The following is a 26,627-nucleotide window of genomic DNA, read 5'->3' as shown; positions in this document are numbered from 1 at the left end:
TCCGGCGCCTTTGGTGGCAGAAACTACGTACACGTCGTAAACTGTGCCACCGACCCGGAGACAACAATGAACGCCCCCCTTCCCCAGCACCTGCTCCCTGAAATCCAGCAACGTGAAACGCCCCAGGCATTGATCGACGCCCTGAAGGCCCGCTTTGCCGAGCGCTGCTCGACGGCCCTGGTGGTGCGCGAGCAGCACGGCCGCGACGAATCCTCCTTCGCCGCGCCGCCGCCCTCGGCCGTGGTGTTCGCCGAAAGCACGCAGGACGTGGCCGATGCGGTGAAGCTGGCCGGCCAGTACAACGTGCCGGTGATCCCGTTTGGCGTGGGCACCTCGCTCGAAGGCCACCTGCTGGCCGTGCAGGGCGGCATCAGCATCGACGTGAGCCGCATGAACAAGGTCTTGTCCATCAACGCCGAAGACCTGACGGTCACCGTGCAGCCGGGCGTCACGCGCAAGCAGCTCAATGAAGAAGTCAAAAGCACCGGCCTGTTCTTCCCGATAGACCCGGGCGCCGACGCAACCCTGGGCGGCATGAGCGCCACGCGCGCCAGCGGCACGAACGCCGTGCGCTACGGCACCATGCGCGAGAACGTGCTGGCCCTGGAAGTCGTCACGGCTGACGGCAGCGTCATACGCACCGGTACGCGCGCCAAAAAATCATCGGCCGGCTACGACCTGACGCGCCTCATGGTGGGCAGCGAAGGCACGCTGGGCGTGATCACCGAAGTCACCGTCAGGCTCTACCCGCTGCCCGAGGCCATCTCGGCCGCGGTGTGCTCCTTCCCGAGTATCGAAGCGGCCGTGCGCACCACGATTGAGATCATCCAGCTGGGTGTTCCGATCGCGCGCGTGGAACTCATCGACCACAACACCGTGCGCATGGTGAACGCGCACTCCAAGCTCACGCTACGCGAAGAGCCCATGCTGCTGATGGAGTTTCACGGCTCCCCCAGCAGCGTGAAAGAGCAGGCCGAACTGGTGCAGGAACTCGCCAGCGGCCACGGCGGCAATGCCTTTGAATGGGCCAGCACACCGGAAGAGCGCACGCGCCTCTGGACGGCGCGGCACAACGCCTACTTCGCCGCCATCCAGTCGCGGCCCGGCTGCCGCGCGATCTCGACCGACACCTGCGTGCCGATCTCGCGCCTGGCCGACTGCCTGCTCGAGTCGGTGGCCGAAGTCGACGCCAGCGGCATCCCCTACTTCCTCGTCGGCCACGTCGGCGACGGCAACTTCCACTTCGGCTACCTGATAGACCCGACGATCCCCAAGGAACGCGAAGTCGCCGAAGCGCTGAACCACAAGCTGGTGAGCCGCGCGCTCGCGCTGGAAGGCACTTGCACCGGTGAGCATGGCGTGGGCCTGCACAAGATGGACTTCCTGGTGACCGAAACCGGCGATGGTGCGGTTGGGATGATGCGCACTATCAAGCGGGCGCTGGATCCTAAGAACATCATGAATCCTGGGAAGATTTTTTCGCTGTCTTGAGGTGCTGGCCGGTGTTGCTCCGGCGGTGCGCTCGTTGCTGAGGGTTGCTGGCCGGGGGTAGCCCGGCGGCTACTCACTTTTCTTTTGCTTCGCCAAAAGAAAAGTAAGCAAAAGAAAAGGCGACCCTGGTTGCTGCGTCCCTTCGCTTCGGGCAACCTGCGGTGCTCGGTCCAGACGGGGTCTCGCTAAACTCGCTTCGCTCAGACAACGCGATCCCTGATCCGTCTGGACCTCCGCTCCTCGGCGCATCCACAAGGGGTGGGGAAGGAATACCAAATTCAAATACCGAATACCTGAAGAAACAAGGACTCGCCGTGGCGAGTCCTTGTTTGTCTTGGTTTGTTCTTCGTATTTTTGTCCCCGCTCCCGTTCCCGATTGCCCCGTCCTGGCTGGGCCGAGGAGCGCAGACGTAGGCGGATCAGGGATCGCGTTGTTTGAGCGAAGCGCAGCGTAGCGAGTTTAGCGAGACCCCGCCGTAGTCGAGCACCGCAGGTTGCCCGTAGCGAAGCGTAGGGACCCAGACTGCGGGTCGCCTTTTCTTTGGTGACTTTCTTTTGGCGAAGCAAAAGAAAGTTACTTGCCGCCGGGCAACCCCCGGCCAGCAGAACCAAGAAGAAACACCTTGCCGCCGGGCGACCCCGGCCAGCAAGCCCAAGCAAAGAGCACAGAGGGAGAAGGGGGGAGAGGGGAACACCCGCCCCTCAATCCTGCCCATCCCCATTGCTGGCCCGGCTACTCCGCCAGATAGCCCGCACCAGCCATACGCCGCCGGCCATGGCGCCCGTAAACCCCAGGAAACCGAAGGCGGGCAGGCCGAACAGCGTGGGGCCGCCCTTGACGGTCATGACGATGGATGAGCCGATGATGAGCGCGGCGATGACCAGGGCCATCGCCAGGCGGTTGGCGGCGCGGTCCAGTTGGTCACCCACGCGTTTGAGGTGGGCCAGCTCTATGCCCACCTGCACGCGGCCGCGGCGCGCGTTGCGCAGCAGGCGCGACAGGTCGTGCGGCAACTGGCCGGCCAGCGCCAGCGCGCGGCTGAGGGTTTGCCAGCCGCGGGCGGCCAGGGCCTTGGGCCGATAGCGCGCGCGCACCACCTGCCGCAGCAGGGGCGTGGCTTCGGTGGCCATGTGAAAGCCGGGGTCCAGCCCGCGGCCCATGCTTTCGAGCGAGATGAAAGCCTTGATCAGCAGCGCCAGGTCGGAGGGCAGGCCCAGGTGGTGCTCGCGCAGGATGGCGGTGACGTCGGACAGCATTTGCCCCAGGCTGAGCTGGGCCAGGGGCGTGCCGTGGTACTGGTCGACAAAGGCTTCGATTTCGGCCTCGAGCTGGGAAAGGTTGACGCCGTGCTCGTCGCCGGTCCAGTCGAGCAGCACGTCGGCCACGGCCTGCGGCTGGCGCTCGACCAGGCCCAGCAGCAATTGCAGCAGCTCTTCGCGCCGCCGCTCGGTGAGGCGGCCGACCATGCCGAAGTCGATGAAGGCGATGCGGTTGCCGGGCAGGTAGAACACGTTGCCGGGGTGCGGGTCGGCATGAAAGAGGCCGTCCTCCACGATCATTTTCAGCACGGCGCGGGCGCCGCGGCGGGCCAGTTCGCCGCGGTCGTAACCATCTTCGGGCGTGAGCCGGTCCAGCGCGCCGCCGGGCACGCCGTCGACCAGGTCCTGCACGTTGACGCGTGGGCCGGTGTGGGCCCAGTGCACGCGCGGGATCACGATGTAGGGCAGCGTCGCCATGTTGGCGGCGATGCGTTCGGCATGGCGGCATTCGTCGGCCAGGTCAAGCTCGCGGCGCAGGGATTTGGCGAGCTCGCGCACCAGCTGCCTCAGGCGGTAAGGCTTGAGGGCGGGCAGCTCGGCCTCGGCCAGCGCGGCCAGCCGCTCCATCAGGCGCAGGTCGGCTTCGATGACTTCGGTGATGCCCGGGCGGCGGATCTTGACGACGACCTGCGTGCCGTCATGGAGCCGCGCGCGGTGCACCTGGGCAATGGAGGCGGCGGCCAGCGGCGTGGTGTCGAAGCGGGCGAAGACGGTTTCAGGCTCGCCGCCCAGGTCTTCACGCAGCTGGGGAAGCAGCAGCGCCAGGGGCACGGGCGGCACATGGCTGTGGAGTTTTTCGAATTCGGTGATCCATTCGGGGCCGAAAAGGTCGGCGCGGCCGGCGAGCACCTGCCCGAGCTTGACGAAGGTGGGGCCCAACTCCTCCATGGCCAGCCGCACCTGTTCGGCGGGGCCGATGCGGGCGAGGTCGGCGGCGGTGTTCCAGTGCAGCACATGGCCCGCGCGCTCCAGCTTGTCGGCCAGGCCGAGCCGCCGCACGCTGTCGCCAAAGCCATGGCGGATCAGCACACCGGTGATTTCCGCCAGGCGCGCCATGTCGCGCGCGGCACCCAGGGTTTCGATGAACATCCGCGGATGATAGCCCCGGGCTTTTCAGCCGGGCTTGGGATTTGTCAAACGGGCGGATAAAAAAACGACGACCCTGCCCCAGCCGCGGCCGGAGATGCCGCGGCGGGAAATTCAGGTCATTTCTTGTCGGGCAGCTCGATCTTCACTTCCAGCACGTCGAGGTTGTCCTGCCGTTCCAGGTTCAGCTTGATGTGCTCGGGGTTGATGGGAATGTATTTGGCGATCACCGCGATCAGGTCGCGCTGCAGGGCCGGCAGGTAGTCGGGCTTGGGGCTGCGGTCGGTCCGCTCATGCGCCAGGATGATCTGCAAGCGCTCTTTGGCAACGCTGGCGGTCTTTTTCTTCTCGCCGAGCAGGAATGACAGGAAGGACGCCATGCTTTACTTCCCCCCGAACCAGCGTTTGAACAGCCCCGGCTTTTGCGCGTCGATAAAACGCATGGGCTTGTCCTTGTCGCCGAGGAAGCGGTCGACCACGTCCTTGTAGGCTTCGGAGACGTCGCTGCCGTTCATGTGCACCGCCGGCACGCCCTGGTTGGAGGCCTGCAATACCGACTCGGACTCGGGAATCACGCCTATGAGCTTGATGCGCAAAATGTCCTGGATGTCTTCCAGCGAAAGCATCTGGCCCTGGTCGACACGGCCGGGGTTGTAGCGGGTGATCAGGAGGTGTTCCTTGATGGGGTCGCCGCCGGCGATGGCGCGCTGGGTCTTGCTGGAGAGCATGCCGAGGATGCGGTCGGAGTCACGCACCGAGGACACCTCGGGGTTGGTCACCACCAGGGCTTCGTCGGCGAAGTGCATGGCCATCAGGGCGCCGGTCTCTATGCCGGCGGGGGAGTCGCAAACAATGTATTCAAAGTCCATGCCGGCCAGGTCTTTGAGTACCTTCTCGACGCCGGACTTGGTCAGCGCATCCTTGTCGCGGGTCTGCGAGGCGGCCAGCACGTAGAGGTTGTGGCATTGCTTGTCCTTGATCAGGGCCTGGTTCAGCGTGGCTTCGCCCTGGATCACGTTGATGAGGTCGTACACCACGCGGCGTTCGCAGCCCATGATGAGGTCCAGGTTGCGCAGGCCCACGTCAAAGTCGATGACCGCGGTTTTGTGGCCGCGCAGCGCCAGGCCGGTGGCAAAGCTGGCGCTGGTGGTGGTTTTGCCCACGCCGCCCTTGCCGGAGGTGACCACAATGATTTTTGCCATTAGATAAAAGTCCTTTTGAAAGCGGTAGAGGGATTAATCACGGTTTCCCGCTGGGTGCCCTGTGTATTCAGCCGGGGCCGCGGAACCGGCTTTGCCGGGCCGCAGGCGCAGCGCCCCCTCGGGGGGCAGCGCATTACACGGAGCCGAAGGCGATGTGAAAAGCGTGGGGGCCATGTTCATGCTGACATCACATTCATAACTAGTTTGTCGCCCTCGTCGCCCGGCACTAATCGCACCTGCGTGGGCTTGCCGGCCATGCCGGGCGGCAGTGGATGTTCGCTGGTGCGGTAGACGCCGGCGATGGAGAGCAGCTCGGCTTCGAGTGCGAGCGAGAAGATGCGCGCCTCGGTGTTGCCGCGCGCGCCGGCCATGGCCTTGCCGCGCAGCGGCGCATAGACGTGGATGTGGCCGTCGGCAATCACTTCGGCGCCGGCGTTGACCATGGCCAGCACCACCAGGTCGCGACCGCGCGCATAGACCTGCTGGCCGGAGCGCAGCGGCTTGTCGACGACCAGCGCGCCCAGGGGCGCGGCGGGTGCCGGAGGGGCCGCTGCCGGCGTGAGGAGAACAGGTGCGGGCGGTGCGGCCAGTGTGGGCCGCGGTGCCACCAGGTGGGCATCGGGCACGGGCAGCAGGCCGGCCTGCAGCGCGGCCGCCATCTGCGCGGGGCTGCCGCCTTTCACGGCGATCGGCACCAGCTGGTAGCCGCCCAGCAGGCTGATCAGCGCGGGGAAGTCGATGCCGCCCGCTCCTTCCGGCAGCGGTGAGAGGTCGACCAGCAGCGCGTCCTGGTCGAAGAAGTCGGGAATGTCGCCAAAGCGGGCTTCGAGTTCGCGTGCCAGGGCGACGAGGTCGGTGGACTTGAGCAGCAAGGCCACCAGGGGCAGGTTGGCGCTCTTGATTTCAAAGGTGGCGGGAGTGGTGGCCTGGAGGGCAACAGTCATAGGCGCATGGCGGGAAGAGGCCGGCGGGTGGGCGGCGAAAGAAAAAGATGGCCGAGGGTAGCCCGCGAAGAGGTCGATTCCGCCGCACGCTTTGTCGCACTTGTGAGCGCATGAAACGCCTGTCGGCCGCGCGCACGGCCTTGGTGCACCGCCGCCGCTCGTCGCCAAAAGCCGCGCCGGCATTGAATGCATGGGCCCTGCACCCATATGCGGGGCTTATCACTCTGGACTTTTCATGAACTTCCTGCCGCTGGCGCTTGTAACCGCGCTGCTCCATGTTTACATCGGCGCACGCCTTGCGCCCGGGCTTGAGGCCCATCCCGCCGGCCAGTGGCTGCTCATCGTGGGCCTGGTGCTGTCGGCCTTGCTGATGCCGCTGGGCCTGATGGCCGGGCGGGTCGCAAAACAACCGCTGGCCGACGTGCTGACCTGGGTGGGCCTGCTGTTCATGGGTTTGTTCTCCTCGATGCTGGTGTTGACGGTTGCGCGCGACGCGGGCCTGCTGCTGCTGTGGCTGGCCGACCTGCTGGCGCCCGGCCGCTTGCCGCTGGCCTGGCTGCGCATCGCCTCGGCCGAAGCCGTGCCCGTGCTCGGTGTGTTGGTCACCGTGCTGGGCTTTTTGAATGCGCGGCGCACCGCGGCCGTGGTCAAGGTTGACGTGCCCATCAAAGGCCTGCCACCGGCGCTGCAGGGCTTTACCCTGGCGCAGATCAGCGACATCCACGTCGGGCCGACCATCAAGCACGAATATTTGCGCCGCATCGTCGACAAGGTCAACGCGCTGGACGCCGACGTGGTGGCCATCACCGGCGACCTGGTCGACGGCAAGGTCAGCGAACTCTCGGCCCACACCGCGCCGCTGGCCGACCTGAAGTCGCGCCACGGCACCTACTTTGTGACCGGCAACCACGAGTACTACTCGGGCGCGCACGCCTGGGTCGACGAGCTGCGCCGCCTGGGCCTGACGGTGCTGCTGAATGAACACGTGGTGATTCGCCATCACCCACCGGGCGAAGACGGCAAACCGCTGGTGTTGGCCGGCGTGACCGATTACAGCGCCGGCCACTTCGACCCGGCGCATCGCAGCGACCCCGAAGCGGCCTTGCGCGGCGCGCCGCTGAACGCCGTGCGCGTGCTGCTGGCCCACCAGCCGCGCAGCGCTGCGGCGGCGGCCAAGGCGGGTTTTGATTTGCAGCTGTCGGGCCATACGCATGGCGGGCAGTTCTATCCGTGGAATTTGTTTGTGCGGTTTCAGCAGCCGTTCACCGCCGGCTTGCACAAGCTGCAGAATCTTTGGGTCTACACCAGCCGTGGGACCGGGTATTGGGGGCCGCCCAAACGGTTTGGGGCGCCTTCTGAAATTACTTTTTTGAAATTGGTAGTGGGGTGAGTTTTTTGCCAGACCTTGCTCTGGCTTGCACGCCCCCGCCCTCTGCATAGGATTGCTGGCCGGGGTTGCCGGCAGCAACTCACTTTCTTTTGCTTCGCCAAAAGAAAGTAAGCAAAGAAAAGGCGACCCGCAGTCTGGGTCCCTACGCTTCGCTACGGGCAACCTGCGGTACTCGACTACGGCGGGGTCGCGCTAAACTCGCTACGCTGCGCTTCGCTCAAACAACGCGATCCCTGATCCGCCTACGTCTGCGCTCCTCGGCCCAGCCAGGACGGGGCAATCGGGAACGGGAGCGGGGACAAAAATACGAAGAACAAACCAAGACAAACAAGGACTCGCCACGGCGAGTCCTTGTTTCTTCAGGTATTCGGTATTTGAATTTGGTATTCCTTCCCCACCCCTTGTGGATGCGCCGAGGAGCGGAGGTCCAGACGGATCAGGGATCGCGTTGTCTGAGCGAAGCGAGTTTAGCGAGACCCCGTCTGGACCGAGCACCGCAGGTTGCCCGAAGCGAAGGGACGCAGCAACCAGGGTCGCCTTTTCTTTTGCTTACTTTTCTTTTGGCGAAGCAAAAGAAAAGTGAGTAGCCGCCGGGCTACCCCCGGCCAACCGCCCTCAGCAGAGGACGCGCGAAGGGAACAAGAACCCCTCTTGAATAACTCCAACCACCCCGCTACCCTCACCCCATGCCCCAACCCCACGTCCTCCGCCTAAACCCAGGAGAAGACCTCCGCTCAACCCTGACCAAAGCCTTCGCCCAGCTACAGGCGGAACAGCAGACCACCGCCGCCTGCATCATCTCTGCAATAGGCAGCCTATCCCAAGCAGTACTCCGCTACGCCGACCAGCCCAACGGAACGGTGCTGCAAGAACCGTTGGAGCTGCTCACGCTGTCGGGCACACTAAGCCCCGACGGCGTTCACCTGCATGCCAGTGTGGCAACAGCACGCGGAGAAATGCGGGGCGGCCATGTGATGCCGGGCTGCATTGTGCGGACCACGGCGGAGATCGTGCTGGCGCCCTTGCCGGGCTGGGTGTTTACGCGTGAGCATGATGCGCGGACGGGGTTCAAGGAATTGGTGGCAAGGCCTGTAGGCAAGCCCTGACAGTGCGGCCGGCATATCGGCCATGGCCCCGGGCCTGAATCGGCGTACAGTGAAATGGCAACCCCGCTGCGCAAACAAGGCCTCAAACGGATCAACGCGCGGCTTCAAGGAGTGATGGCCATGCGACAACTTCACCGCTTTCCTTTCGTGCTTGGCACGGTGCTGGCCTTGCTGGCCGGGCCCGGGGTGCTGGCGCAAACCACAACGACAACAACGCAAAGCCCTGCCGCGGAGCCGGGCAGCGCCCAGAAGCCGGCCGCGCCTTTGTTGAAGAACCCGCTGAACCGCAACCCGGTGCGCCGCGCGCAGCTGCCGCCCGACAACGCGCCGCTTGGGCCGCCGGATCCGCGCGATTCGACTTCGCGGCCCACATTGCCGCCCACCAGCACCGATGGCCGTGACGCGGTGCTGCCTGCGCCTGAAGCGGCTGCATCGGACGCGCGCAAGCCTTGAGGCTTGCGGCCTGGGAGCGGCTACAGCGAGAGCGACTGGCCGCCGGCGCGGCTGGGGCTTGGGGCCCGGGGCGCATGGGCTTTGCGGCCGGCCGGGCTACGTGCCCTGCGGGCGCGCTGCGGTGGTGATTCTTTTTGCATCATGCGCCGCCTTGCGAGGCGCGCGGGGTGGAAGACCTGCTCATAGCAGGTGAGCCAATGCTGCTCGCCGGCGTCCAGCGCCGGCGCGGCCTGCGGGTCGGCGCCGGGGCCGAAGCGCAGTGCGGCCAGGCTCTCGCCGGGCGGTTTGGCGTCTGCCGCAAAGTCCTGCGGGCCGAGGTAGTCGGATTCGACGCTGCCATCGGGCGTGAGGACGGCCCAGCGCATCAGGGAAAAGCGTTTGGCAAAAAACGGTGCCACGGCTTCGACAACATGGTGTTCGGGCTCGTACCAGGCGACATGCAGCGGCCCGGCAAGGGGACGGGCCCGGAAGGTGTCGTCCTGCACCGAGCGAAAGCGCAGCTGGGCTTTCATTTTGCGGATGTCTTCGCGCACCTCGTCGGCCATAAGCCGGGCTTGCGCCATGTCAGCATCCTGCGGGGTGTGGCGCAGTTCGGGCTCGTGCACCAGGCGCCACAGCAGGCGATAGAGCAGATGAAAGCGCTGCGGGTTGCGGTGCAGCACGGCGGCCTGGCATAGGGCCAGGAATTCGGGCGGCACGCTGACGGCGGGTGCGTCGCTGAAGACCGGGCTGTGCGCGCTGCCGGCGGATTGCGGGGCTTGAAGAGTTTGAGGTGCTTGCAGTGGCGCATTGCCGCACTGCCAGCTGACCTGCGCGGGCAGGATGTTCTGCGCCAGCAGGCCGCGCGCGGCACGGCGAAAGCCCTCGAAGTCCGTCTGGCCGCGCAGCGCAACGGGCAGCGCGGCCTGGGGAAAGAGGTCGGTCGTCAGCAGGTCATTCATCACGCCCATGCGATACATCCTTTCTTCTTCACGGTCAGACTTCATGGTGCGGCTGCGGGTTCAACCGCGGCTGTAGGCAAAGAAGCCGACTTCCTGGGTGCGGGCGTCGCATCGCCAGGAGAGAGAACACGAGGGAACATCAAAACACTGTATTAATATACAGTGTTTTGGGACCATGGACACAAAAGTCGGTGCGAAAACCCTTGTGGCCTGTGGCTTTGGCGCCTAAACCGGGCCGAAAGCGCCTGGATGCAGGGCCTGGCCGGTCAATGCGTGGCCGGGCGGGCGTTTCGCGGGGGCTGGGCCGCCCGGGCGGCGCGGGCCAGTTTCCTGGCACGGGCTTCCATCACCGCGTAAATCGCCGTGGCGATGCCCAGCGGCGCCAGGTAGTAAACAACGCGGTAGGCGACCAGGGCCGCCAGCAATTCGGGCTGCGGCATCAGGTGCGACAGCAGGGCGACAAACACCGCCTCCAGCACACCCAGGCCGGCCGGGATATGGGTAATGACACCCGCCACGGCGGCCAGCAGCAGCACGCTGACGACAGCGGAAAACTCGATGCGGTGCTGCAGCAGGATGAACAAAATGCCGGACATGGTGAGCCAGTTGCCGGCGCCCATCAGCAGCTGCAGGACGGCCAGCCGCGGCGACGGCAGTTCGAGGGTGTGGCCGCGCAGCTCGTAGTGGCGCTGGCGCGTGAAGGTGCAGATGCCCAGGTAGGCCGCGGCGGCGGCGAGCAACGCGAGGCCGGCCAGGCGCAGGTGGCCGGTGGTGACCGGCCAGTCCGGCGGCAGCGTGGGCGGGTGCAGGCTGAACACCAGCCCGGCCAGCAGCACATAACCCATCCAGTTGGCCAGCATGCTGATGGACATGATGCGCGTGATGGCACCGGGCTTCTGGCCCAGGCGCGAATACAGCCGGAAGCGAAAGGCCACGCCGCCCACCAGGGAGCCGAGGTTGAGGTTGAAGGCATAGCTGGTGAAGGTCACCAGCATCACGGTCGGCGCGCTGAGCTTGTGGCCGGTGTAATGCCGGCCCAGCAGGTCGAAACAGCTGTAGAGCGTGAAGCTGGCCGCGGCCAGGGCCACGGCGCCCCAGGCGGCGGTGAGGGGGTAGTTCTCGAGCGAGTTCAATACCTCGCCCCATTCGATGCTGCGTGCTTGCGACACCAGCAGGCCGGCGACCAGCAGGAAGAACACGGCGGTGGCGCCGCGCCTGAACCAGGGCCACCAGGGCCGGCTGCGCCAGGGGCCGCGATCAGGAGGTGGGCTGCGGCTGGGGGCCATCAGGCGCTCACACGGTTTTGGCCTGCTGGCTCACCGCTTCGGCATCGCGGCCGGTGGGGCCGGCGGGGGCTGGGAAGTCCTGGCCGGCGGGCGTGATGCGCGGCGTGTGAGCCGGCAGCCAGCCGGCCCAGGCCGGGTAGCGGCGCAGCAGGTGGAAAACGAAATAGCTGCGCACGGTGCGCCACCAGGTGGGCTCGACCAGGTTGTCGCGGGTCACCTGCTTGCAGCTGTTTTGCATGATGGCATCAAGCCGCGCGCCCAGCTCCTGGTTGAAGGCGCGGTCGCGGATGACGACGTTGGCCTCCAGGTTCAGCGAGAGGCTCAGCGGGTCGAGGTTGCTGGAGCCGACGGTGGCCCATTCGTCGTCGATGACGGCCACCTTGCCGTGCAGCGGCCGTTCGCAGTATTCATAAATGCGCACGCCGGCGTCCAGCAGGTGGTGGTAGAGCATGCTGGCGGCGGTCTTGACGATGGCCATGTCGGGCTCGCCCTGCAGGATGAGGCGCACGTCCACGCCGCGCCGCGCCGCGTGGCGCATTTCCCTGAGCAGCCGGTAGCCCGGGAAGAAGTAGGCGTTGGCGATCACGACGCGATGGCGTGCCGTGCGTATGGCCGCGCGGTAGTGCCGCTCGATGTCGTTGGTGTGCTTGCGGTTGTCGCGGGTGACGAACAGCGCGGAGGCCTCGCCCACTGCGACAGGGACACTGTCGCCGCGCCAGGTGCCCGCCAACGAGCGCGCGCGGTTGGAAAAACGCTCGCGCAGCCCCTCGGAAGGCTCGGCGCCGGCGTTTCGCCGGCCGGCGGCCAGGGCGCGGCGCACAAAGCTGTGGATGTCGGCGACGATGGGGCCTTCGATTTCGACGGCGTAGTCCTGCTTGGCCTGGGGCCCGAAATCGGCCAGGTGGTCGGCCGAATAATTGATACCGCCCACGAAGGCGCGCTCGCCGTCGACCACCACGATCTTGCGGTGCATGCGGCGAAACAGGTTGGTGCGCCAGCCCCAGAGCCTGGGGCCGGGATCGAACACGTGCAGGCGCACGCCGGCGCGGGTGAGCGTCGAGATGAATTCAGGCGACAGGTCGGGCGAGCCGTAGCCGTCTATGGTCACGTCGACCTGCACGCCGCGCCGCGCCGCCTGGTGCAGGGCCGCATGCAGTTCTTCGCCGACTTTGTCCTCGAACAGGATGAAGGTTTCCAGCACGACTTCACGTTGGGCGGCGGCGATGCATTCATACACGCGCGGGAAAAATTCCTCGCCGTTCTCCAGCAGGCGGAACTGGTTGCCGCTCACCCATCTGGACATGTCTAGAGCTCGATTTCTGCCGCGAGCGGCGCATGGTCGGAAAGGTGCGACCAGGGCCGCAGCGGCAGCACCACGGGCGCGTGGCCTATGGCGTTGCGCACATAGATGCGGTCCAGGCGCAGCAGCGGCAGGCGCGCGGGAAAGGTGCGCGCCGCATGGCCATTGGCCTGCACAAAGACCTCGTGCAGCTCGGCGCCTTTTTCGAGCCGCGCGTGGGCGCGGTGCCGCCAGTCGTTGAAGTCGCCGGCCACCACCACGGGGGCGTGCGGCGGGATGTCCTTGCGCACCAGGTCGCAGAGCATGTCCATCTGCTGCTCGCGGTGCGTCTCCATCAGGCCCAGGTGCACGCAGATGGCGTGGACGTTGACGCTGCGGCCGGGAATCTGCAGTTCGCAGTGCAGCAGGCCGCGGCGCTCGGGGCCGCTGATGGACACGTCGCGGTTTTCAAAACGCACGATGGGGAATTTGGACAGCACCGCGTTGCCGTGGTGGCCGTTGGTGTAGACGGCGTTGCGGCCGTAGGCGAACTGCGGCCAGATGGTGTCGGCCAGGAATTCGTAGTGCGGCGTTTCGGGGTAGTTGTCGAACTTGTCGGCGTGCTTGGCATGGGTGCCCGTGACCTCCTGCAGGAACACCACGTCGGCGCCCACGCTGCGCACGGCCTCGCGCAGCTCGGGCAGGATGAACTTGCGGTTGAAGAAGGTAAAGCCCTTGTGGATGTTGACCGTGAGCACCTTGAAGGAGAACGAGGACTGCGGGCTCACGGCCGCCAGCGCGGTCTGGGTGTCGGCCTCCACGGCGGCCATGTCGACCCGCGTGCCGGCCTTGGGCGGCGTGACGGGTACGGCGACGGACAGCGCGTCGGGCGCATCGCGGCGCGAGGCACCGGAAGGACTTGAAACAGAACGGTCGGGAACAGAAGGCTGCATAAGAGGAGAGGCAATAGGCGGTGACGGGAAACCGGGGCTGCGGACATGCAAGCACCGGCAAAGAGGCAGCATACGCGCCTGCCGATCACCCTGACGGACATTGTGGCTTCGCGGCTTTCTCCCAAGGTGTAGGACAAAACTTATTTGTGCGCCCGGCTGGCGCGCCTCTTCAGTTCCCCTGCGCGGGAGCCGCCTGCGCAACCACAGGCCCCGGGCGCAGTGTCCTACATGGCACGGCGTGCCTCTCCGGCAAGTCCGCCGCGGCGTGGCCCCTACATTGAAATCAGCCCCGCTATCGCATGAGGGCTTGTTTGTTCCACACGCCTTATTTCTGGGGCCAACCGAAGAGGAAATGACCATGAAGAAGTTTTCGATGAAATCCATCCCCATCGCCGCTGCCATCGCCACCGCCCTGTTGATGGGTGCGCAGGTCCAGGCGCAGACCGATACCACGAGTACCACGACGCCGCCGGGCACGACCAAGCCCAAGGACCAGAACGCGGCGGCCCCTGCGGGCGGCGCAGCCAAGACGCCTGAGGCCCGTACGGCCGCCAAGGCAGACCGTGCGGCGGCCAAGGCCGAGAAGCGCGAGAAACGCGCAGCAAAACGCGCCCAGAACTCCGCCGCCCGTGACGCGGCCGCCACCTCGACCGGCGGTGCGCAAGGCCCTGCCGCAGGCGGCACCAAGTAAGACAAGACACCCGCTTTGGGGGCGTGGTCCACGACCGCGAAGCGGCATGGGCGGGCCACAACGGTCTTCGTTGCGGCCCTGCCGGGTGGTTTGCCTTTGAGGCAAGTCCATCGTTTTTTGAAGGAGATTGAAATGTCCAAGTTCTTGATTCGCTCGATTCCCGGCGCGGTGGCGCTGACCTTGGCTGCCGCACTGGCCGCCCCTGGCGCTTTCGCCCAGAGCCTGGGCGTCGGCGTGGGTGTGGGCGCCGGTGCCGGTGTGAGCGGCAACAGGGCCGCCGGCAACGCCGATGCCGGCCTGGGTGTGAACCTGGGTGTCAATGCCGGCCAAAACACCAATATTGACGCTGCCACCCGCGCGAACGCGGCGGGCGGCGGCGACAGCGGTTCCGGCATGACCAGCGGCCGTGTGGGTGCAGGCGCCAATGCGGGCGTCGGCGTCAATGCGTCGGGTGCCGGCAACGCGGGCGGCCAGGCCGCGGGCGCGGTGGACAGCACCGTGCGCGGCACGGGCCGGGCGGTTGCCCGCACGGGCAGCGCCGTGAAGAGCGGCGCCAAACGCACCTACAACGGCGTCAGCAGCGGTGTGGGCAATGCCGTCGGCGGCGTCCAGGGTGGCGTGCAAGGCAGTGTCCAGGGTGGTGCTGCCGTCAGCGGCGGTGCTCACTGAAGTAAATAAGGGCTGAAGTTCGCCGCCCGTTCGCGGGCGGTTGACCCAGATCCCAAAGCCGGGCGCGGGCATGTCCCGCGGCCCGGTTTTTTGCTGCCCGTTTATTTGGGCCGCGGCTGCGGCAAGTCTTTGTCAGGCTGGGCCAGCGTGCCGGCGCGCAGCGCCTTCACAGCACCGGCCACGGCGCTGGCCACGTTGCGCACCTCGGCCAGCACGGCCTTGTCGGCGTCCAGCGTGTCGTGGCTGGTGGCATAGGGTTCGTAATAGCCGATGTAGCGGTCCAGCCGGGCCTGGTTACCGGCGTCTATCAAACCCATCCAGTCCAGCCAGTCGCTGAGGCCGCGCCGTGTGCCCTCGATGCCGGCGACGTCGCCGTGCACCACCAGGCCGTAGGCGCGGCCGGCCAGGTGCTTGGGATAGTCCCAGCCCTTCATCTCGAGCGCCTTGGCTTCTTCCGGTTTCTTGCCGTGGGTGCTGGTGGGGTCGGGGTTGCCGCCGTCGGCGCAGACCAGGCGGTCCATCATGAGCTTGAGCGGGCTGGGCGACTGATACCAGTACACCGGCGTGAGCAGGACGACGCCGTGCGCGGCCGTCCAGCGTTCATAGATCTCGGCCATCCAGTCGCTGGTCTGCCCCAGCGAATGATTCGGGTAGCAGCTGCAGGGCCAGTGGCACAAAGGCATGGCGGTGGAGACGCAGCCCTTGCAGGGGTGGATGTGCAGCTGGTAGCTGGAGGTGAGCAGGCTCAGGTCCAGCACGTCGGTGTGCATGCCGGCGCCTTCCAGCGTGGTCTTGGCGGTGTTGAGCAGGCGCCAGGTCTTGGAGATCTCGCCGGGGCAAGTGCCGTCGTTGCGGGCCGAGCCGCAGACCAGCAGTACGCGGGACGGCGTGGCGGGTTTCTTCCATTCGGCCTGGGCCTTTTTCAGGCGCGCGCGGGTGTCCAGCCACTCGGTCGACAGGTCGTAATCAGGGTCGGCAAAACCCTTGCCGGCCTTGCGTGTGTGCGGCGCCTTGCGGCCCTCCTGGTAGGCGTCCCAGGCCAGCGCAGCCAGCCGCGCGAGGGCCTCATCTTCAGCGCGGAAGGCCGGGTCCACAAAGGACTGCATGAAGCGTTCGCGGAAAGCATCGCGCGACAAAACGGCTGGCGCCTGGCCTTTGCGGATCTTGATCATTGATCCAGTTTAGTAAGCGCGCGCAAGCGAAACGGGCGCATTCGATGCCGTCCTACGCAGGCTTTCGTCGCCGTCCGGCGAAATCGCCCAGGCACAAAAAAGCCCGCACCGGCTTGCGGTGCGGGCTTGGGGGAGCGCTTTAACGCGCGGGTGGCTCAGCCCTTTTGCGGGGCGGGGCCGCCATGCCCACGATGGCCGCCGCGCGGGCCGTGCTTCTTGTGCTCGGTATCAAAGGTTTTTTGCTGCTCGGGGCTCAGGACCGCGTAGAAGGTCTTGGTGGCCTCGCCGCGCTTGTCCATGGCGGCGTTCATTTCAGCCATACGCTGGGTGCGCATTTCCTTCATCTTGTCGATGCGCTGGGGTGTGGTCAGCTTGTCGAACTCGGCGCGCTGCTCGGGTGTGGGACGCGCACCGTGGGCGGGCGGCTGCATGGCGGCCGTGTAGCTGGTCCATGCGCCTTCCTGGGCCGGCGTGAGCTTGAGCTTGGCCTTGAGTTCGGCCTGGTGCTTGGCGATCATGGCCTGCATCTTGGCGGGGTCATGGCGGCCCATGCGGCCTTCATGCGGGCCTGCGGATTTGCCGGCGACGGGCGGCGAGCCTGCGGGCGCTGCGGGAGGCGTTTGCGCCATGGCGCCGGCGCCCACGGTTGCCAGCAGGCCGGCCAGGACGAGGCTGTTGAGGGAAGCGGAGGGCTTGAATGCGAATTTCATGGGGACTTCCTTTCAGGGGAGAAGATGCCTGAAAAATCCGCCGCCGTGACATACGGCTTTTGGCTTCAGGTTGAAAGCAAGTGTGGTGGTGCTCTGTATCCCCGCCGTTGCCCAGACGATGAGGGTTTGTAAAGTTGGTGGAAAGCTCACCCCTATCGACACTCACTTCGTGTAGTGCCTTTTCCCCTTCCAGGGGACGAGTTTGCGTTAACCCCTGTTGGGGGCTCACTGCGTGTAGCCCCCTCTCCCCTTCCAGGGGACGGGCGCCTTGCGGCCGGCAAAGCCGGACCGCGGCCCCCACTGGTGAATACCTTGCCTCTTGGTCAGGGCGTGCCGTGCAGCAGGGTTTCGAACAAATCCTCGCCGCCCATCTGTCCGCCCTTGAGCATGATTTCCAGCCCGTCGAGGGCGGCTTCGTCGCTATGCAGGCGGCACAGGGCCACGCCGGGGGCGAGTTGCGCGGCGTAGGACAGGCCCCAGGCCTTGAGCGCCTGCACGGCCAGGCTGGAGGTGTCGCCGCCGGCGATGCCGAGGCGGCGCAGGGGCACGGCCTGCAGCACGCGCTTGAGCAGGGCGCCGCTGGCCTGCGCGAGCGCGCGGCCGTCCACCGGCCAGTCGCAGGCCTGGCCGTCGGCGGCGGTGCAGGCCAGCACGTGGCGGCCCTGGGCCAGCAGCGCCGCGATCTGCGCCGACATCTGCCCGGCATAGGCCGCGTCGGCGGTGAGGCGGGCGGCGTCCAGCGCGACCTGCCGGTAGGAGCTCGCGGCCTGGACCTGCTGCGCCGTCACGGGTGACAGGCTGCCGGCGAGCACCAGCACCGGGCCGGTTGCGGCGGCGATGCGGGGCGGCGCCGCTTCGGCACCGGATTGCCAGTGCGCGGCCAGGGCCTGCACCACGCTGCTGGGCCCGGCGGCCAGCAGGCCTTGCGCTTGCGCGTGTTGCCAGATCAGCCGGCCCACGGTGGCCAGGTGGCTGTCGTCGGTAACATCCAGCAGGACCGCGTCGGGCTTGCGCGCCAGCAGGCCGGCCAGCTGGCTGTCCAGCGCTTCGGCGTCCTGGCTGTAGTCGGGGTAGGCGATGCCGGCGACCTGCGCCAGGCCCTGCGCGGCCAGGTGGCGCCGCAGGTCGGCCTCGTGCATGGGCGTGATCGGGTGCCGGCTCATGGTGGGATGCCGGTCCAGGCGATGCACGGCGGGGCCGGCACCGGCGAACAGGTTGCCGAACACGCAGTAGCGCCGCAGGTTGGGCTGGCCGCCGACGATGGGCACAAAGGCGTTGCCGGCATGCGGTTGCAGGATGCGGATGGCCGCGCCTATGCTGCCGACCTCGGGGGCGCTGTCAAAGGTCGAGCAGGTCTTGTAATGCATGACGGGCGCCCCCAGGCGCGCAAACAGCCGGCCCACGGGTTCGAGCTCGGCGCGCATCTCCCCGGGGTTCATGGCGCGGGCCGCGCCGGCGATGCCCAGGCAGTCCAGCGTGCCGGCACGCTCCAGCTGCGCATCGGTCGGCAGGCCCAGGAAAAGCAGGCTGCGCAGGCCGGCGCGCGCGGCCGTAGCCAATGTATCTGTGGCGCCGGTGAAGTCGTCGCCGTAATAAGCGATTTTGAGAGCGCCGTCGTTCAAGGCCATCGCTTACTTGCCGAAGAAAGCCAGTGCCGCCGCGAGTTCGGGCGCGTTGCGCGCATGCTCGGCCAGTGCCACGCCTGCACGCACGGCTTCCCAGGCCTGGCGGATGCTGGCCACGCCGGCCGCCGGGCCGCCCGGGTGCGCGAGTATGCCGCCGCCGGACATAAAGAGCAGGTCGTCGCTCTGGATGGCGGCCCAGGTCGCGGGCACGGTGCCGGCCCACTGGCCCGATGAGAAGGCCGGCATGACGCGGTCGTCAAAACCGGCGGTCAGCGGCGTGTAGCAGTCCCGCGCGGAGGTGATCACTTCCTCATCGGCCTGCGAGAACTTGCCCTGCAGGCCGTGCACGTGCATGTGGTCCACGCCGGCCAGGCGCCACAGCGTCTGGTAGGCCTGGAAGGACATGCCCAGCAGCGGGTGCCGCGACAGCGCGCCATAGCCGTTGCGGTGGCCGTGGAGGGCCAGGCCGGTGTGGCGGCGCAGCGTCTGCATGCCCGAGTAACCGCACCAGTTGAGGCTGGCCATGACACAACTGCCTCCTTCATGCTCGACCAGGTCGGCATGGCGTTTCATCGCATCGGTTTCGTCGGTGATGTTGAAGGCCACCATCATGTGCTTGCCGGTCCGCTGCTGGTGATCCCGCACCACGGCCATCACGGCCGGTACGCGTTCGGCCAGCGGCGCATGGGCCGGGTTGGCGCAGACCTCGTCGTCCTTGATGAAGTCCACACCCGCGGCACACAGGCGCGCGACGAGTTCGGCGGTCTGCGCGGCACTGAAGCCGACGTTGGGCTTGATGATGGTGCCGACCAGTGGGCCGCTTGCCACACCGGTCGCCTTGCGCGTGCCGGAGATGCCGGCATGCGGCATGTCGAAGAAGGCGCGGTAGCCGGCGGAAAGCTTGAGGCTTTCCAGGCGCAGGCCGCTGGCCTCGCCGAGGTCGTAGAGGTTGCCGGAGACGGTGGCGGCCAGCGTCGGCAGGTTGGCCCCCACATTGGCGACCGGGAAGGAGATGCGCACGCGCGCGCGCCGCCACGGGCCGGTATGGCCTTTGCGTTCGAGCAAAGCGTTGGGCAGGCTGGGCGCGTTGACGGATTCGAGTTCGTCGATCTGCTCGACCGTGGCGCGCGCGCGCAGGCGCAACTCGTCGGTCTCGCCCTCGACGCGCGTGAAGGTGCCGCAGGACTGTTCGCCCGCCATGACCTCGGCGACCTTCTCGGGCGCCAGCGGGGTTTCGATCAGGTAGGTGGCTTCAAAGCGGTCGGCTTGCATGGCGTGGCGTCTTTTTTGGAGGAATCAGAGTTTGCTGAGGTCGGGGAAGGGCCGCACCGGCTCGCTGCCGTCCCAGTTTTCGGAGGAGGCGCGTATCAGGTCGAACATCTTGCCCTTGGGGCCGGCGACTTCGGACAGCTCGATCACGGTGCCGGGGTGGTATTCGGTGTCGAAGTAGATGAAGCGGCCTTTTTCTCCGACCTCGCCGCTCATCACGGGCTTGAAGCCCTGCTTGAGCAGGCGCGCCAGGTCGGCGTCGTAATCGCTGGTCCAGTAGGCGACGTGCTGCAGGCCGGTGCGGCCGGCGCGCAGGAAGTCGCGGTACATGGAAGGCACGTCGTTGCGCGTCTGGATCAGCTCGACCTGCACAAAACCCGAGTTGGCCAGCGCCACCGAGTTGTGGGGTTCATGCGATTCGCCGTTGTAGCGGTAGTTCTTGATGGGCACCTTGGGGTTGTAGAACCAGGGGCCGACGCCCAGGGTTTCGCTCCAGTACTTCATCGCGGCCTCGATGTCGGGCACGACGTAACCCAGCTGGCGGATCTCGCCAAAAAATTTGCTCATGTTGTTTTGCTCCAGTGAAAAGGGAGGATTTGGGGAGGTTCAGGTTTTGAGGAAGCCGGTGGAGAACCAGGGCACGGCGGCCACCAGGGCCAAACCGATCAGCAGCGCGCCCATATAGGCCCAGATGTAGGGGATGCCCTCGTCGGGGTCGACCTTGCTGACCGCGCAGGCGCCGTAATAGCCGACACCGAAGGGCGGCGCGAACAGGCCAATGCCCATGGCGAAGATCACCACCATGGCGTAGTGCACGTCGTGCACACCGACCATGCGCGCGATGGGAAACAGCAAGGGGCCGAACAGCACGATGGCGGGAATGCCCTCCAGCACGCTGCCCAGGATGACGAAAGCGACGATGGACACCGCGAGGAAACCATAGGCGCCGCCGGGCAGGCTGCCCATGACGCGCGCCAGGTCCTGCGAGAAGCCCGACTGCGTGAGGCCCCAGGCCATGGCGGTGGCGCAGCCGATGATGAACATGATGGCGCCGGTCAGCGACGCAGTCTCTATCAGCATGGGCATGAGCCGGCGCCACGGGAACTGGCGGTACAGGAAGAGGCCGGCCAGCACCGAATAGAAGATGCCGATGGTGGACACCTCGGTGGCGGTGGCCACGCCCTCGACCACCGCGGCGCGGATCACGAAGGGCAGGATGATGGCGGGCAGCGCGATCAGCAGCAGCTTGCCGATCTCGCGTTTGCTGTGGCGCGCGACACCGCTCAGGTCTTCATGGCGGTAGCGCCACCACACGACGGTGCAGAGCGCCGCGCCCAGCACCACGGCCGGCAGCAGGCCGCCGGTGAACAGCGCGGCAATCGACACGCCGGTGACCGAGCCTATGGTGATCAGCACGATGGAAGGCGGAATGGTTTCGGTCTGCGCGCCGGTGGCCGACAGCAGGGCCACCAGGTCGCCGGGCTTGGCCCCGCGCTTTTTCATCTCGGGGAAGAGCACGGGCGCGATGGCCGCCATGTCGGCGATCTTGGAGCCCGAGATGCCGGAGACCAGGTACATCGCGCCGATCAGCACATAGCTGAGGCCGCCGCGCACATGGCCCAGCAGGCTGGCCAGGAACTGGATCATGGCTTTGGCCATGCCGGTCATCTCGATCAGCGCGCCCAGGAAGATGAACAGCGGCACCGCCAGCAGGATCATGTGCGACATGCCTTCGTCCATGCGTCCGACCATGACCAGCAACGGCGTAGAGGTGGTGAGCGCGAGGTAGCCGAAGGTGGCCAGCGCGAACGAGAAGGCAATCGGCACGCCGGACAGCACGGTACCGGCGACGACGGCCACAAAAAACAGGATCAGGTTGAGTTTGCCCAGCGGCTGCAGCAGCGGCTGCGCGAACCAGAACAGCAGGACCACGGCGGCGGTGCCGGCCAGCGCGATGCCGGTCTGTTTGAAGGTGCTGATGCGCAGCAGGCGCAGCACCGCCAGGATGACCATGAGCGCCATGCCGATGGGGATGGCCGAGGCGCGCCAGGCGTTGTTGACTTCCATCGCCGCGGTGACGATGAAACTCTCTTCATAAGCGTATTCCGAGGCCGGGTAGATCACCAGCACCAGGAAGGCGATCGACGCGGTGATCGCCAGGGTGTCGAGCAGCGCGCGGGTGTGCGGCTTGACGTTGTTGACCAGCGCCGTCATGCGCATGTGTTCGCCGCGGCGCAGCGCGACGACCGCACCCAGCATGGACAGCCACAGGAACATGATGGAGGCCAGCTCGTCCGACCAGACCAGCGGCGCATGGAAGACGTAGCGCGAGACCACGCCGGCAAACAGCACAAAGATCTCGGCCAGCACCAGGGCGGCGGCGATGGACTCCACCACAGTGCCCAGACCGCGATCCGCCTTGTGCGCGAGGTGGCTTAGCGCGTTGGCGGGTGGCGCGTCGGCAGGTGACTGGGGAGAGGCGTGGGACATGGGGTGAATCTCCGGGAGGAAGGCGGGAAGAGGCGCTGATGCTGAGGCCGTTTGTCTTGCCCCTTCCCCCGCTGGGGGAAGGTTGGGATGGGGGCTGGCGGCCTTGGGAGAAGCGCTTGTTTAAGCGCCGCTGGCCCCCACCCCTGCCCTCCCCCAGCGGGGGAGGGAGCAAGAAAGGAAAGAACTCCTTACGCGAGCTTGCCTACGGACTGCTCCAGGAGCCCCCAGGCCTCAGCCCCAAAACGCTCTTTCCACTCGCCATAAAACCCGGCCTCACGCAGCTTGGCGCGGAAGCTGTCGGCCGTCGGGCGGTTGATGGTGAGGCCCTTGGACTGCAAATCGGCCACCACGGTCTCGTTGAGCTTCTTGATGTCATCGCGCTGTTGCAGGCCGGCTTCGTTGATGGCGCGGGCCACGATGGTCTTGAGGTCGGCGGGCAGCTTGTCCCAGGCGCGGCCGTTGGCGATGAACCAGTAGCCGTCCCAGATGTGGTTGGTCAGCGAGCAGAACTTCTGCACTTCATAGAGCTTGGCGACCTGGATGATGGGCAGCGGGTTTTCCTGCGCGTCGACGATTTTTGTCTGCAGCGAGGAATAGACCTCGCTGAACTGCAGGCTGGCGGGCGCGGCGCCCAGGCCCTTGAACATGGAGATCGACAGCGGGCTGACCGGCACGCGAATTTTCAGGCCGTCCATGTCCTTGGCCGTGGTCACCGGCGCCTTGCTGCTGGTGGTCTGGCGGAAGCCGTTGTCCCACATTTTTTCAAACGCATAAAGGCGCGACTTGCTGATGGCCTCGCGCACATGCGCGCCCAGCTTGCCGTCCATGGCGCCCCAGACCTGGTTGTAGTCGCTGAAGGCAAAACCCACGGCGTTGATGGCGGCCACCGGCACCAGCGTGGCGATGACCAGCGCTGAGGGCGTGAAGAACTCGATGCCGCCGGAGCGCACCTGGGCCAGCATGTCGGTGTCGCCGCCCAGCTGGTTGTTCGGGAAGATCTTGATCTCGACGCGGCCGTTGCTTTCCTTGAGGATGCGGTCGGCGGCCTGCTGGGCGCGGATGTTGAGCGGGTGGGTGACGGGCAGGTTGTTGCCGTACTTGTAGGAGAACTCGGCGGCGCGGGCCATGGAAGGCAGGGCGGCGGCGATGCCGGCGGCAGGAACGGCGGACAGGGTACGCAGCACGCTGCGGCGGGTGACTTCAGTCATGGTTTGTCTCCAGTTTTGTTTTGATGCAATTTGATGCATCATTGGGTGAAAGCAGCGCAACGATAGGCGCAGGGTATTCAGTCGTCAAACGAGAAAAATGATGGATTTTGATGTATGAGGGTTATCCCTGATGGATTGGAGGGGCCGCAGCAGCGGGCACGCGTGGTCGACATTGCGCGCGCCGCCGGCGTTTCCACCGCCACTGTAGACCGGGTGCTGAACCAGCGCCCCGGCGTGCGCGGGGCCACCGCGCAAAAGGTGCTCAAGGCCGCGGCCGAGATGGACTACCTGCCCGAGACGGGGCTCTATGCCGCGCTGGCGGCGCCGCCCATGCGGCTGACGTTTTTGCTGCCCGACGGCAGCAACCGCTTTATCCGCATGCTGGGTGATACGGTCGGTTATTCGCAGGAACACCTGACGCCTTTCAACGTGAAATGCCGCACCGAGCTGTTTGAAAGCTTCAACCCGCAACAGCTGGCGGCCAGCCTGCAGCAGCAGGGCAAGCGCAGCGAGGGCATTGCCTTCATGGCCCTGGAACACCCGGCGGTGCGCGAGGCCGTCAGCGAACTCGCCGAAAAGGGCGTGCCCACCATCACGCTGATCTCGGACCTGTCGGGCTCTCAGCGCGCCGGTTATGTGGGCCTGGACAACCGCGCCGCCGGGCGCACGGCCGGCTACCTGGTGGGCCGCTTCATCGCCCCCGGCGCGCGCGGAGGCAAGGTGGCGCTGATCGCCGGCTCGCTGAGCTACCGCGCGCACGAGGAGCGCGAGGCCGGCTTCCTGCACGTGATCGAGGAGATGTTTCCCACGCTGCAGGTGGTGGGCCTGCGCGAAGGGCAGGACGATGCGCAGAAAAATTATGAGCAGACGCGCACGCTGCTCGAGCAATACCCCGACCTCGCGGGCATTTACAACATAGGCGGCGCCTCCGACGGCGTGGCGCGCGCGCTGAAAGAAATGGGGCGCGAGCACAAGGTGGTCTTCATAGGCCACGGCCTCACGCCCGACACGCGCGCCATGCTGATAGACGGCAGCATGGACGCGGTGATCACCCAAAGCCCGCAGTCGGCCATGATGAGCTGCGTGCGCATGTTCACCAACCTGCGCGATGGGCGCGACGTAATGAGCGGTGTCGACGCCGTACGCAGTCAAGTCATCTTCAGGGAAAACCTCCCGTAGCTGCTGTCGTTGCCAGGATGGGCTGGCGTGCATACAATGCATGCAGCTTGTCGGGGTGCCAAGGATGTTTCGTAAGGAATGCCAAGGCTGAGATCGCAGTATGCGAGACCCGCTGAACCTGATCGGGGTCATCCCCGCGTAGGGAACAACGCAATTGGCTCCGGCACTCCGTAGCGGCACCCCCAGACGCCGCCCATGGACCCTCCGGCTCCCCAGCAGGCACCCCACCTCCTGGAGAACCACATGGCCAAAACCCGACTCACCGTTGACACCCAAGACCTCACGAGCCGCATCACGCGCGCGCCGTTTCCCGGCTCGAAAAAGATCTACCTGGAAGGCTCGCGCCCCGACATCCGCGTGCCTTTTCGCGAGGTCACGCTGACCGACACGCTGGTGCACGAAGGCGCCGGTGAGCCGCGCCGCGAAGCCAACCCGCCCCTGCGCCTGTACGACGCCTCCGGCGTCTACACCGACCCGGCCTCTCCCATCGACATCACGCGCGGCCTGCCGCCGCTGCGCGGCGCCTGGATCAACGAGCGCCAGGACACCGAGGCCCTGCCGGGCATCAGCAGCGCCTACGGCCGCGAACGCCTGAACGACCCGGCCCTGGCCGCGCTGCGCATGGCGCATGCGCCCGTGCCGCGCCGCGCCAAGGCGGGCGCCAACGTGTCGCAAATGCATTACGCGCGCAAAGGCATCATCACGCCGGAGATGGAATACATCGCGGTGCGCGAAAACCTGGTGCGCGCGCAGCTGGCCGAACGCCTGGCCACCGAGCGCATGCCGAAAAAAGGCCATTCCTTCAACGCCGCGATCCCGGAGCAGATCACGGCCGAGTTCGTGCGCGATGAAGTGGCGCGCGGCCGCGCCGTCATCCCGAACAACATCAACCACCCCGAGAGCGAGCCGATGATCATCGGCCGCAACTTCCTGATCAAGGTCAATGCCAACATCGGCAACTCGGCGGTCACCTCGAGCATTGAGGAAGAAGTCGACAAGCTGGTCTGGTCGATCCGCTGGGGCGCCGACACCGTGATGGACCTCTCGACCGGCGAGAATATCCATGAAACCCGCGAATGGATTCTGCGCAACTCGCCGGTGCCCATCGGCACGGTGCCGATTTACCAGGCACTCGAAAAAGTCAACGGCAAGGCCGAAGACCTGACCTGGGAAATCTTCCGCGACACGCTGATCGAGCAGGCCGAGCAGGGCGTGGACTACTTCACCATCCACGCCGGCGTGCGCCTGGCCTATGTGCCGCTCACGGCGAACCGGCTGACGGGCATCGTCTCGCGCGGCGGTTCCATCATGGCCAAGTGGTGTTTGTCTCACCACAAGGAAAGCTTTCTGTACGAACGCTTTGAAGAGATCTGCGAGATCATGAAAGCCTACGACGTGTGTTTCTCGCTGGGCGACGGCCTGCGGCCCGGCTCGATTGCCGACGCGAACGACGAAGCGCAGTTCGCCGAGCTGCACACACTGGGCGAACTCACGCAGATCGCCTGGAAGCATGACGTACAGGTGATGATCGAAGGCCCGGGCCACGTGCCGCTGCAGCTGGTGAAGGAAAACGTCGACAAGCAGCTCGAGGCCTGCTTCGAGGCGCCCTTCTACACGCTGGGCCCGCTGATCACCGACATCTCGCCGGGCTACGACCACATCTCCTCGGCCATGGGCGCGGCCAACATCGGCTGGTACGGCACGGCCATGCTGTGCTACGTGACGCCCAAGGAACACCTGGGCCTGCCGAACCGCGACGACGTGAAGCAGGGCCTGATCGCCTACAAGATCGCCGCGCATGCGGGCGACCTCGCCAAGGGCTACCCGGGTGCGCAGATGTGGGACAACGCGGTCTCCAAGGCGCGCTTCGAGTTCCGCTGGGAAGACCAGTTCCGCCTGGCAATCGACCCCGACACGGCCATGGCCTACCACGACGAAACGCTGCCGAAAGAAAACGCCAAGGTCGCGCATTTCTGCTCCATGTGCGGGCCGAAGTTCTGCTCGATGAAAATCTCGCAGGAGGTGCGCGAGTTCGCGCGGCTCAACCCGGCCAGCACCACGCTGGCGCCGGCGGCCGGGACAATTCCGATCAAGCAGATCGCGACCGGCTTTGAGGAAAAGGCCAAGGAGTTCCGTGAAGGCGGCAGCGAGATTTATTCTTGA

23 protein-coding genes and 1 riboswitch are annotated in these 26,627 nt (G+C 66.2%); of the genes, 8 read left to right on the top strand and 15 right to left on the bottom strand.

The annotated features are described in order from the left end of the window. Positions 1 to 66 precede the first annotated feature (66 nt). Positions 67 to 1,491, top strand: a complete 1,425-nt coding sequence (locus ACSQ27_RS11415) for an FAD-binding oxidoreductase (RefSeq protein ID WP_436155621.1) — start codon at positions 67 to 69, stop codon at positions 1,489 to 1,491. Positions 1,492 to 2,193: 702 nt separating this feature from the next. Here ACSQ27_RS11415 and ACSQ27_RS11410 read toward each other — a convergent pair. The 4 genes from ACSQ27_RS11410 to minC all read right to left on the bottom strand — a co-directional run bounded on the left by ACSQ27_RS11410 (position 2,194) and on the right by minC (position 6,043). Beyond that, entirely contained in the window at positions 2,194 to 3,900 is a 1,707-nt protein-coding gene (locus tag ACSQ27_RS11410) for an ABC1 kinase family protein (protein WP_436155620.1), read from the bottom strand. A gap of 116 nt (positions 3,901 to 4,016) precedes the next feature. Next, positions 4,017 to 4,277 carry a cell division topological specificity factor MinE gene (gene minE / locus ACSQ27_RS11405; protein ID WP_436155619.1) on the bottom strand — a complete coding sequence of 87 codons (261 nt, stop codon included), beginning with the start codon at positions 4,275 to 4,277 and terminating at the stop codon, positions 4,017 to 4,019. A 3-nt stretch (positions 4,278 to 4,280) separates the two neighbouring features. Further along, a complete protein-coding gene (gene minD, locus ACSQ27_RS11400; RefSeq protein WP_436155618.1) occupies positions 4,281 to 5,099 on the bottom strand; it encodes a septum site-determining protein MinD in 819 nt (272 codons plus the stop codon). A 176-nt stretch (positions 5,100 to 5,275) separates the two neighbouring features. Beyond that, on the bottom strand, positions 5,276 to 6,043 hold the full coding sequence (minC, locus tag ACSQ27_RS11395; protein ID WP_436155617.1) for a septum site-determining protein MinC: 768 nt from the start codon (positions 6,041 to 6,043) through the stop codon (positions 5,276 to 5,278). 235 nt (positions 6,044 to 6,278) lie between these two features. On the opposite strand from minC, the gene ACSQ27_RS11390 reads away from it, so the two are divergent. From ACSQ27_RS11390 to ACSQ27_RS11380, 3 genes are all read left to right on the top strand, one after another. Then, a complete protein-coding gene (locus ACSQ27_RS11390) occupies positions 6,279 to 7,433 on the top strand; it encodes a metallophosphoesterase (RefSeq protein WP_436155616.1) in 1,155 nt (384 codons plus the stop codon). 686 nt (positions 7,434 to 8,119) lie between these two features. Further along, a complete protein-coding gene (locus ACSQ27_RS11385) occupies positions 8,120 to 8,539 on the top strand; it encodes a PPC domain-containing DNA-binding protein (RefSeq protein ID WP_436155615.1) in 420 nt (139 codons plus the stop codon). A 120-nt stretch (positions 8,540 to 8,659) separates the two neighbouring features. Beyond that, positions 8,660 to 8,992, top strand: a complete 333-nt coding sequence (locus ACSQ27_RS11380) for a hypothetical protein (protein ID WP_436155614.1) — start codon at positions 8,660 to 8,662, stop codon at positions 8,990 to 8,992. A 20-nt stretch (positions 8,993 to 9,012) separates the two neighbouring features. Here ACSQ27_RS11380 and ACSQ27_RS11375 read toward each other — a convergent pair whose 3' ends face one another. The 4 genes from ACSQ27_RS11375 to ACSQ27_RS11360 all read right to left on the bottom strand — a co-directional run bounded on the left by ACSQ27_RS11375 (position 9,013) and on the right by ACSQ27_RS11360 (position 13,328). Beyond that, positions 9,013 to 9,978 carry a TIGR03915 family putative DNA repair protein gene (locus tag ACSQ27_RS11375; protein ID WP_436155613.1) on the bottom strand — a complete coding sequence of 322 codons (966 nt, stop codon included), beginning with the start codon at positions 9,976 to 9,978 and terminating at the stop codon, positions 9,013 to 9,015. Positions 9,979 to 10,199: 221 nt separating this feature from the next. Further along, complete coding sequence (locus tag ACSQ27_RS11370; RefSeq protein ID WP_436155612.1) at positions 10,200 to 11,219, bottom strand: lysylphosphatidylglycerol synthase domain-containing protein; 1,020 nt, start codon at positions 11,217 to 11,219, stop codon at positions 10,200 to 10,202. A 7-nt stretch (positions 11,220 to 11,226) separates the two neighbouring features. Further along, entirely contained in the window at positions 11,227 to 12,522 is a 1,296-nt protein-coding gene (clsB, locus tag ACSQ27_RS11365; RefSeq protein WP_436155611.1) for a cardiolipin synthase ClsB, read from the bottom strand. A gap of 2 nt (positions 12,523 to 12,524) precedes the next feature. Further along, positions 12,525 to 13,328: an endonuclease/exonuclease/phosphatase family protein gene (locus ACSQ27_RS11360; RefSeq protein ID WP_436156228.1), complete on the bottom strand. Its 804-nt coding sequence runs from the start codon at positions 13,326 to 13,328 to the stop codon at positions 12,525 to 12,527. 481 nt (positions 13,329 to 13,809) lie between these two features. Here ACSQ27_RS11360 and ACSQ27_RS11355 point away from each other — a divergent pair, with 481 nt between their 5' ends. After that, on the top strand, positions 13,810 to 14,142 hold the full coding sequence (locus tag ACSQ27_RS11355) for a hypothetical protein (RefSeq protein WP_436155610.1): 333 nt from the start codon (positions 13,810 to 13,812) through the stop codon (positions 14,140 to 14,142). 132 nt (positions 14,143 to 14,274) lie between these two features. Beyond that, positions 14,275 to 14,811 carry a hypothetical protein gene (locus ACSQ27_RS11350; protein WP_436155609.1) on the top strand — a complete coding sequence of 179 codons (537 nt, stop codon included), beginning with the start codon at positions 14,275 to 14,277 and terminating at the stop codon, positions 14,809 to 14,811. A 101-nt stretch (positions 14,812 to 14,912) separates the two neighbouring features. Here the strand turns inward: ACSQ27_RS11350 and ACSQ27_RS11345 are convergent, their stop codons facing one another. From ACSQ27_RS11345 to ACSQ27_RS11315, 7 genes are all read right to left on the bottom strand, one after another. Continuing rightward, positions 14,913 to 15,983: a flavodoxin family protein gene (locus ACSQ27_RS11345; RefSeq protein WP_436155608.1), complete on the bottom strand. Its 1,071-nt coding sequence runs from the start codon at positions 15,981 to 15,983 to the stop codon at positions 14,913 to 14,915. Between the two features lie 155 nt (positions 15,984 to 16,138). After that, a complete protein-coding gene (locus ACSQ27_RS11340; protein ID WP_436155607.1) occupies positions 16,139 to 16,693 on the bottom strand; it encodes a Spy/CpxP family protein refolding chaperone in 555 nt (184 codons plus the stop codon). Between the two features lie 323 nt (positions 16,694 to 17,016). Continuing rightward, entirely contained in the window at positions 17,017 to 18,321 is a 1,305-nt protein-coding gene (locus tag ACSQ27_RS11335) for a four-carbon acid sugar kinase family protein (RefSeq protein WP_436155606.1), read from the bottom strand. 3 nt (positions 18,322 to 18,324) lie between these two features. After that, complete coding sequence (locus tag ACSQ27_RS11330; protein WP_436155605.1) at positions 18,325 to 19,590, bottom strand: ribulose-bisphosphate carboxylase large subunit family protein; 1,266 nt, start codon at positions 19,588 to 19,590, stop codon at positions 18,325 to 18,327. A 24-nt stretch (positions 19,591 to 19,614) separates the two neighbouring features. Then, positions 19,615 to 20,154, bottom strand: coding sequence for a VOC family protein (locus ACSQ27_RS11325; RefSeq protein ID WP_436155604.1), 540 nt, complete (start codon positions 20,152 to 20,154; stop codon positions 19,615 to 19,617). 39 nt (positions 20,155 to 20,193) lie between these two features. Further along, a complete protein-coding gene (locus ACSQ27_RS11320) occupies positions 20,194 to 22,077 on the bottom strand; it encodes a TRAP transporter large permease (protein WP_436155603.1) in 1,884 nt (627 codons plus the stop codon). A 188-nt stretch (positions 22,078 to 22,265) separates the two neighbouring features. Then, entirely contained in the window at positions 22,266 to 23,285 is a 1,020-nt protein-coding gene (locus ACSQ27_RS11315) for a TRAP transporter substrate-binding protein (RefSeq protein ID WP_436155602.1), read from the bottom strand. 114 nt (positions 23,286 to 23,399) lie between these two features. On the opposite strand from ACSQ27_RS11315, the gene ACSQ27_RS11310 reads away from it, so the two are divergent. Together ACSQ27_RS11310 and thiC are read left to right on the top strand one after the other, a co-directional pair. Beyond that, on the top strand, positions 23,400 to 24,464 hold the full coding sequence (locus ACSQ27_RS11310) for a LacI family DNA-binding transcriptional regulator (RefSeq protein WP_436155601.1): 1,065 nt from the start codon (positions 23,400 to 23,402) through the stop codon (positions 24,462 to 24,464). A 41-nt stretch (positions 24,465 to 24,505) separates the two neighbouring features. Continuing rightward, a riboswitch (TPP riboswitch) is annotated at positions 24,506 to 24,626 on the top strand. Positions 24,627 to 24,707: 81 nt separating this feature from the next. After that, positions 24,708 to 26,627, top strand: a complete 1,920-nt coding sequence (thiC, locus tag ACSQ27_RS11305) for a phosphomethylpyrimidine synthase ThiC (RefSeq protein WP_436155600.1) — start codon at positions 24,708 to 24,710, stop codon at positions 26,625 to 26,627.

The organism is Polaromonas sp. LjRoot131 (assembly GCF_964252805.1).
Lineage (GTDB): Bacteria > Pseudomonadota > Gammaproteobacteria > Burkholderiales > Burkholderiaceae_C > Polaromonas.
This window is presented reverse-complemented; position numbering and strand designations above follow the sequence as displayed.

Excerpts from the sequence above, each read along its gene's own strand:
- minC (WP_436155617.1), bottom strand. The coding sequence starts at position 6,043 with ATGACTGTTGCCCTCCAGGCCACCACTCCCGCCACCTTTGAAATCAAG.
- ACSQ27_RS11385 (WP_436155615.1), top strand. The coding sequence starts at position 8,120 with ATGCCCCAACCCCACGTCCTCCGCCTAAACCCAGGAGAAGACCTCCGC.
- ACSQ27_RS11310 (WP_436155601.1), top strand. The coding sequence starts at position 23,400 with ATGAGGGTTATCCCTGATGGATTGGAGGGGCCGCAGCAGCGGGCACGC.
- ACSQ27_RS11330 (WP_436155605.1), bottom strand. The coding sequence starts at position 19,590 with ATGCAAGCCGACCGCTTTGAAGCCACCTACCTGATCGAAACCCCGCTG.
- ACSQ27_RS11355 (WP_436155610.1), top strand. The coding sequence starts at position 13,810 with ATGAAGAAGTTTTCGATGAAATCCATCCCCATCGCCGCTGCCATCGCC.
- ACSQ27_RS11410 (WP_436155620.1), bottom strand. The coding sequence starts at position 3,900 with ATGTTCATCGAAACCCTGGGTGCCGCGCGCGACATGGCGCGCCTGGCG.
- ACSQ27_RS11320 (WP_436155603.1), bottom strand. The coding sequence starts at position 22,077 with ATGTCCCACGCCTCTCCCCAGTCACCTGCCGACGCGCCACCCGCCAAC.
- ACSQ27_RS11360 (WP_436156228.1), bottom strand. The coding sequence starts at position 13,328 with ATGGCCGCCGTGGAGGCCGACACCCAGACCGCGCTGGCGGCCGTGAGC.
- ACSQ27_RS11390 (WP_436155616.1), top strand. The coding sequence starts at position 6,279 with ATGAACTTCCTGCCGCTGGCGCTTGTAACCGCGCTGCTCCATGTTTAC.
- ACSQ27_RS11325 (WP_436155604.1), bottom strand. The coding sequence starts at position 20,154 with ATGAGCAAATTTTTTGGCGAGATCCGCCAGCTGGGTTACGTCGTGCCC.
- ACSQ27_RS11340 (WP_436155607.1), bottom strand. The coding sequence starts at position 16,693 with ATGAAATTCGCATTCAAGCCCTCCGCTTCCCTCAACAGCCTCGTCCTG.
- ACSQ27_RS11335 (WP_436155606.1), bottom strand. The coding sequence starts at position 18,321 with ATGGCCTTGAACGACGGCGCTCTCAAAATCGCTTATTACGGCGACGAC.
- ACSQ27_RS11375 (WP_436155613.1), bottom strand. The coding sequence starts at position 9,978 with ATGAAGTCTGACCGTGAAGAAGAAAGGATGTATCGCATGGGCGTGATG.
- ACSQ27_RS11380 (WP_436155614.1), top strand. The coding sequence starts at position 8,660 with ATGCGACAACTTCACCGCTTTCCTTTCGTGCTTGGCACGGTGCTGGCC.
- thiC (WP_436155600.1), top strand. The coding sequence starts at position 24,708 with ATGGCCAAAACCCGACTCACCGTTGACACCCAAGACCTCACGAGCCGC.
- ACSQ27_RS11350 (WP_436155609.1), top strand. The coding sequence starts at position 14,275 with ATGTCCAAGTTCTTGATTCGCTCGATTCCCGGCGCGGTGGCGCTGACC.
- ACSQ27_RS11370 (WP_436155612.1), bottom strand. The coding sequence starts at position 11,219 with ATGGCCCCCAGCCGCAGCCCACCTCCTGATCGCGGCCCCTGGCGCAGC.
- ACSQ27_RS11345 (WP_436155608.1), bottom strand. The coding sequence starts at position 15,983 with ATGATCAAGATCCGCAAAGGCCAGGCGCCAGCCGTTTTGTCGCGCGAT.
- ACSQ27_RS11415 (WP_436155621.1), top strand. The coding sequence starts at position 67 with ATGAACGCCCCCCTTCCCCAGCACCTGCTCCCTGAAATCCAGCAACGT.
- clsB (WP_436155611.1), bottom strand. The coding sequence starts at position 12,522 with ATGTCCAGATGGGTGAGCGGCAACCAGTTCCGCCTGCTGGAGAACGGC.
- ACSQ27_RS11315 (WP_436155602.1), bottom strand. The coding sequence starts at position 23,285 with ATGACTGAAGTCACCCGCCGCAGCGTGCTGCGTACCCTGTCCGCCGTT.
- minD (WP_436155618.1), bottom strand. The coding sequence starts at position 5,099 with ATGGCAAAAATCATTGTGGTCACCTCCGGCAAGGGCGGCGTGGGCAAA.
- minE (WP_436155619.1), bottom strand. The coding sequence starts at position 4,277 with ATGGCGTCCTTCCTGTCATTCCTGCTCGGCGAGAAGAAAAAGACCGCC.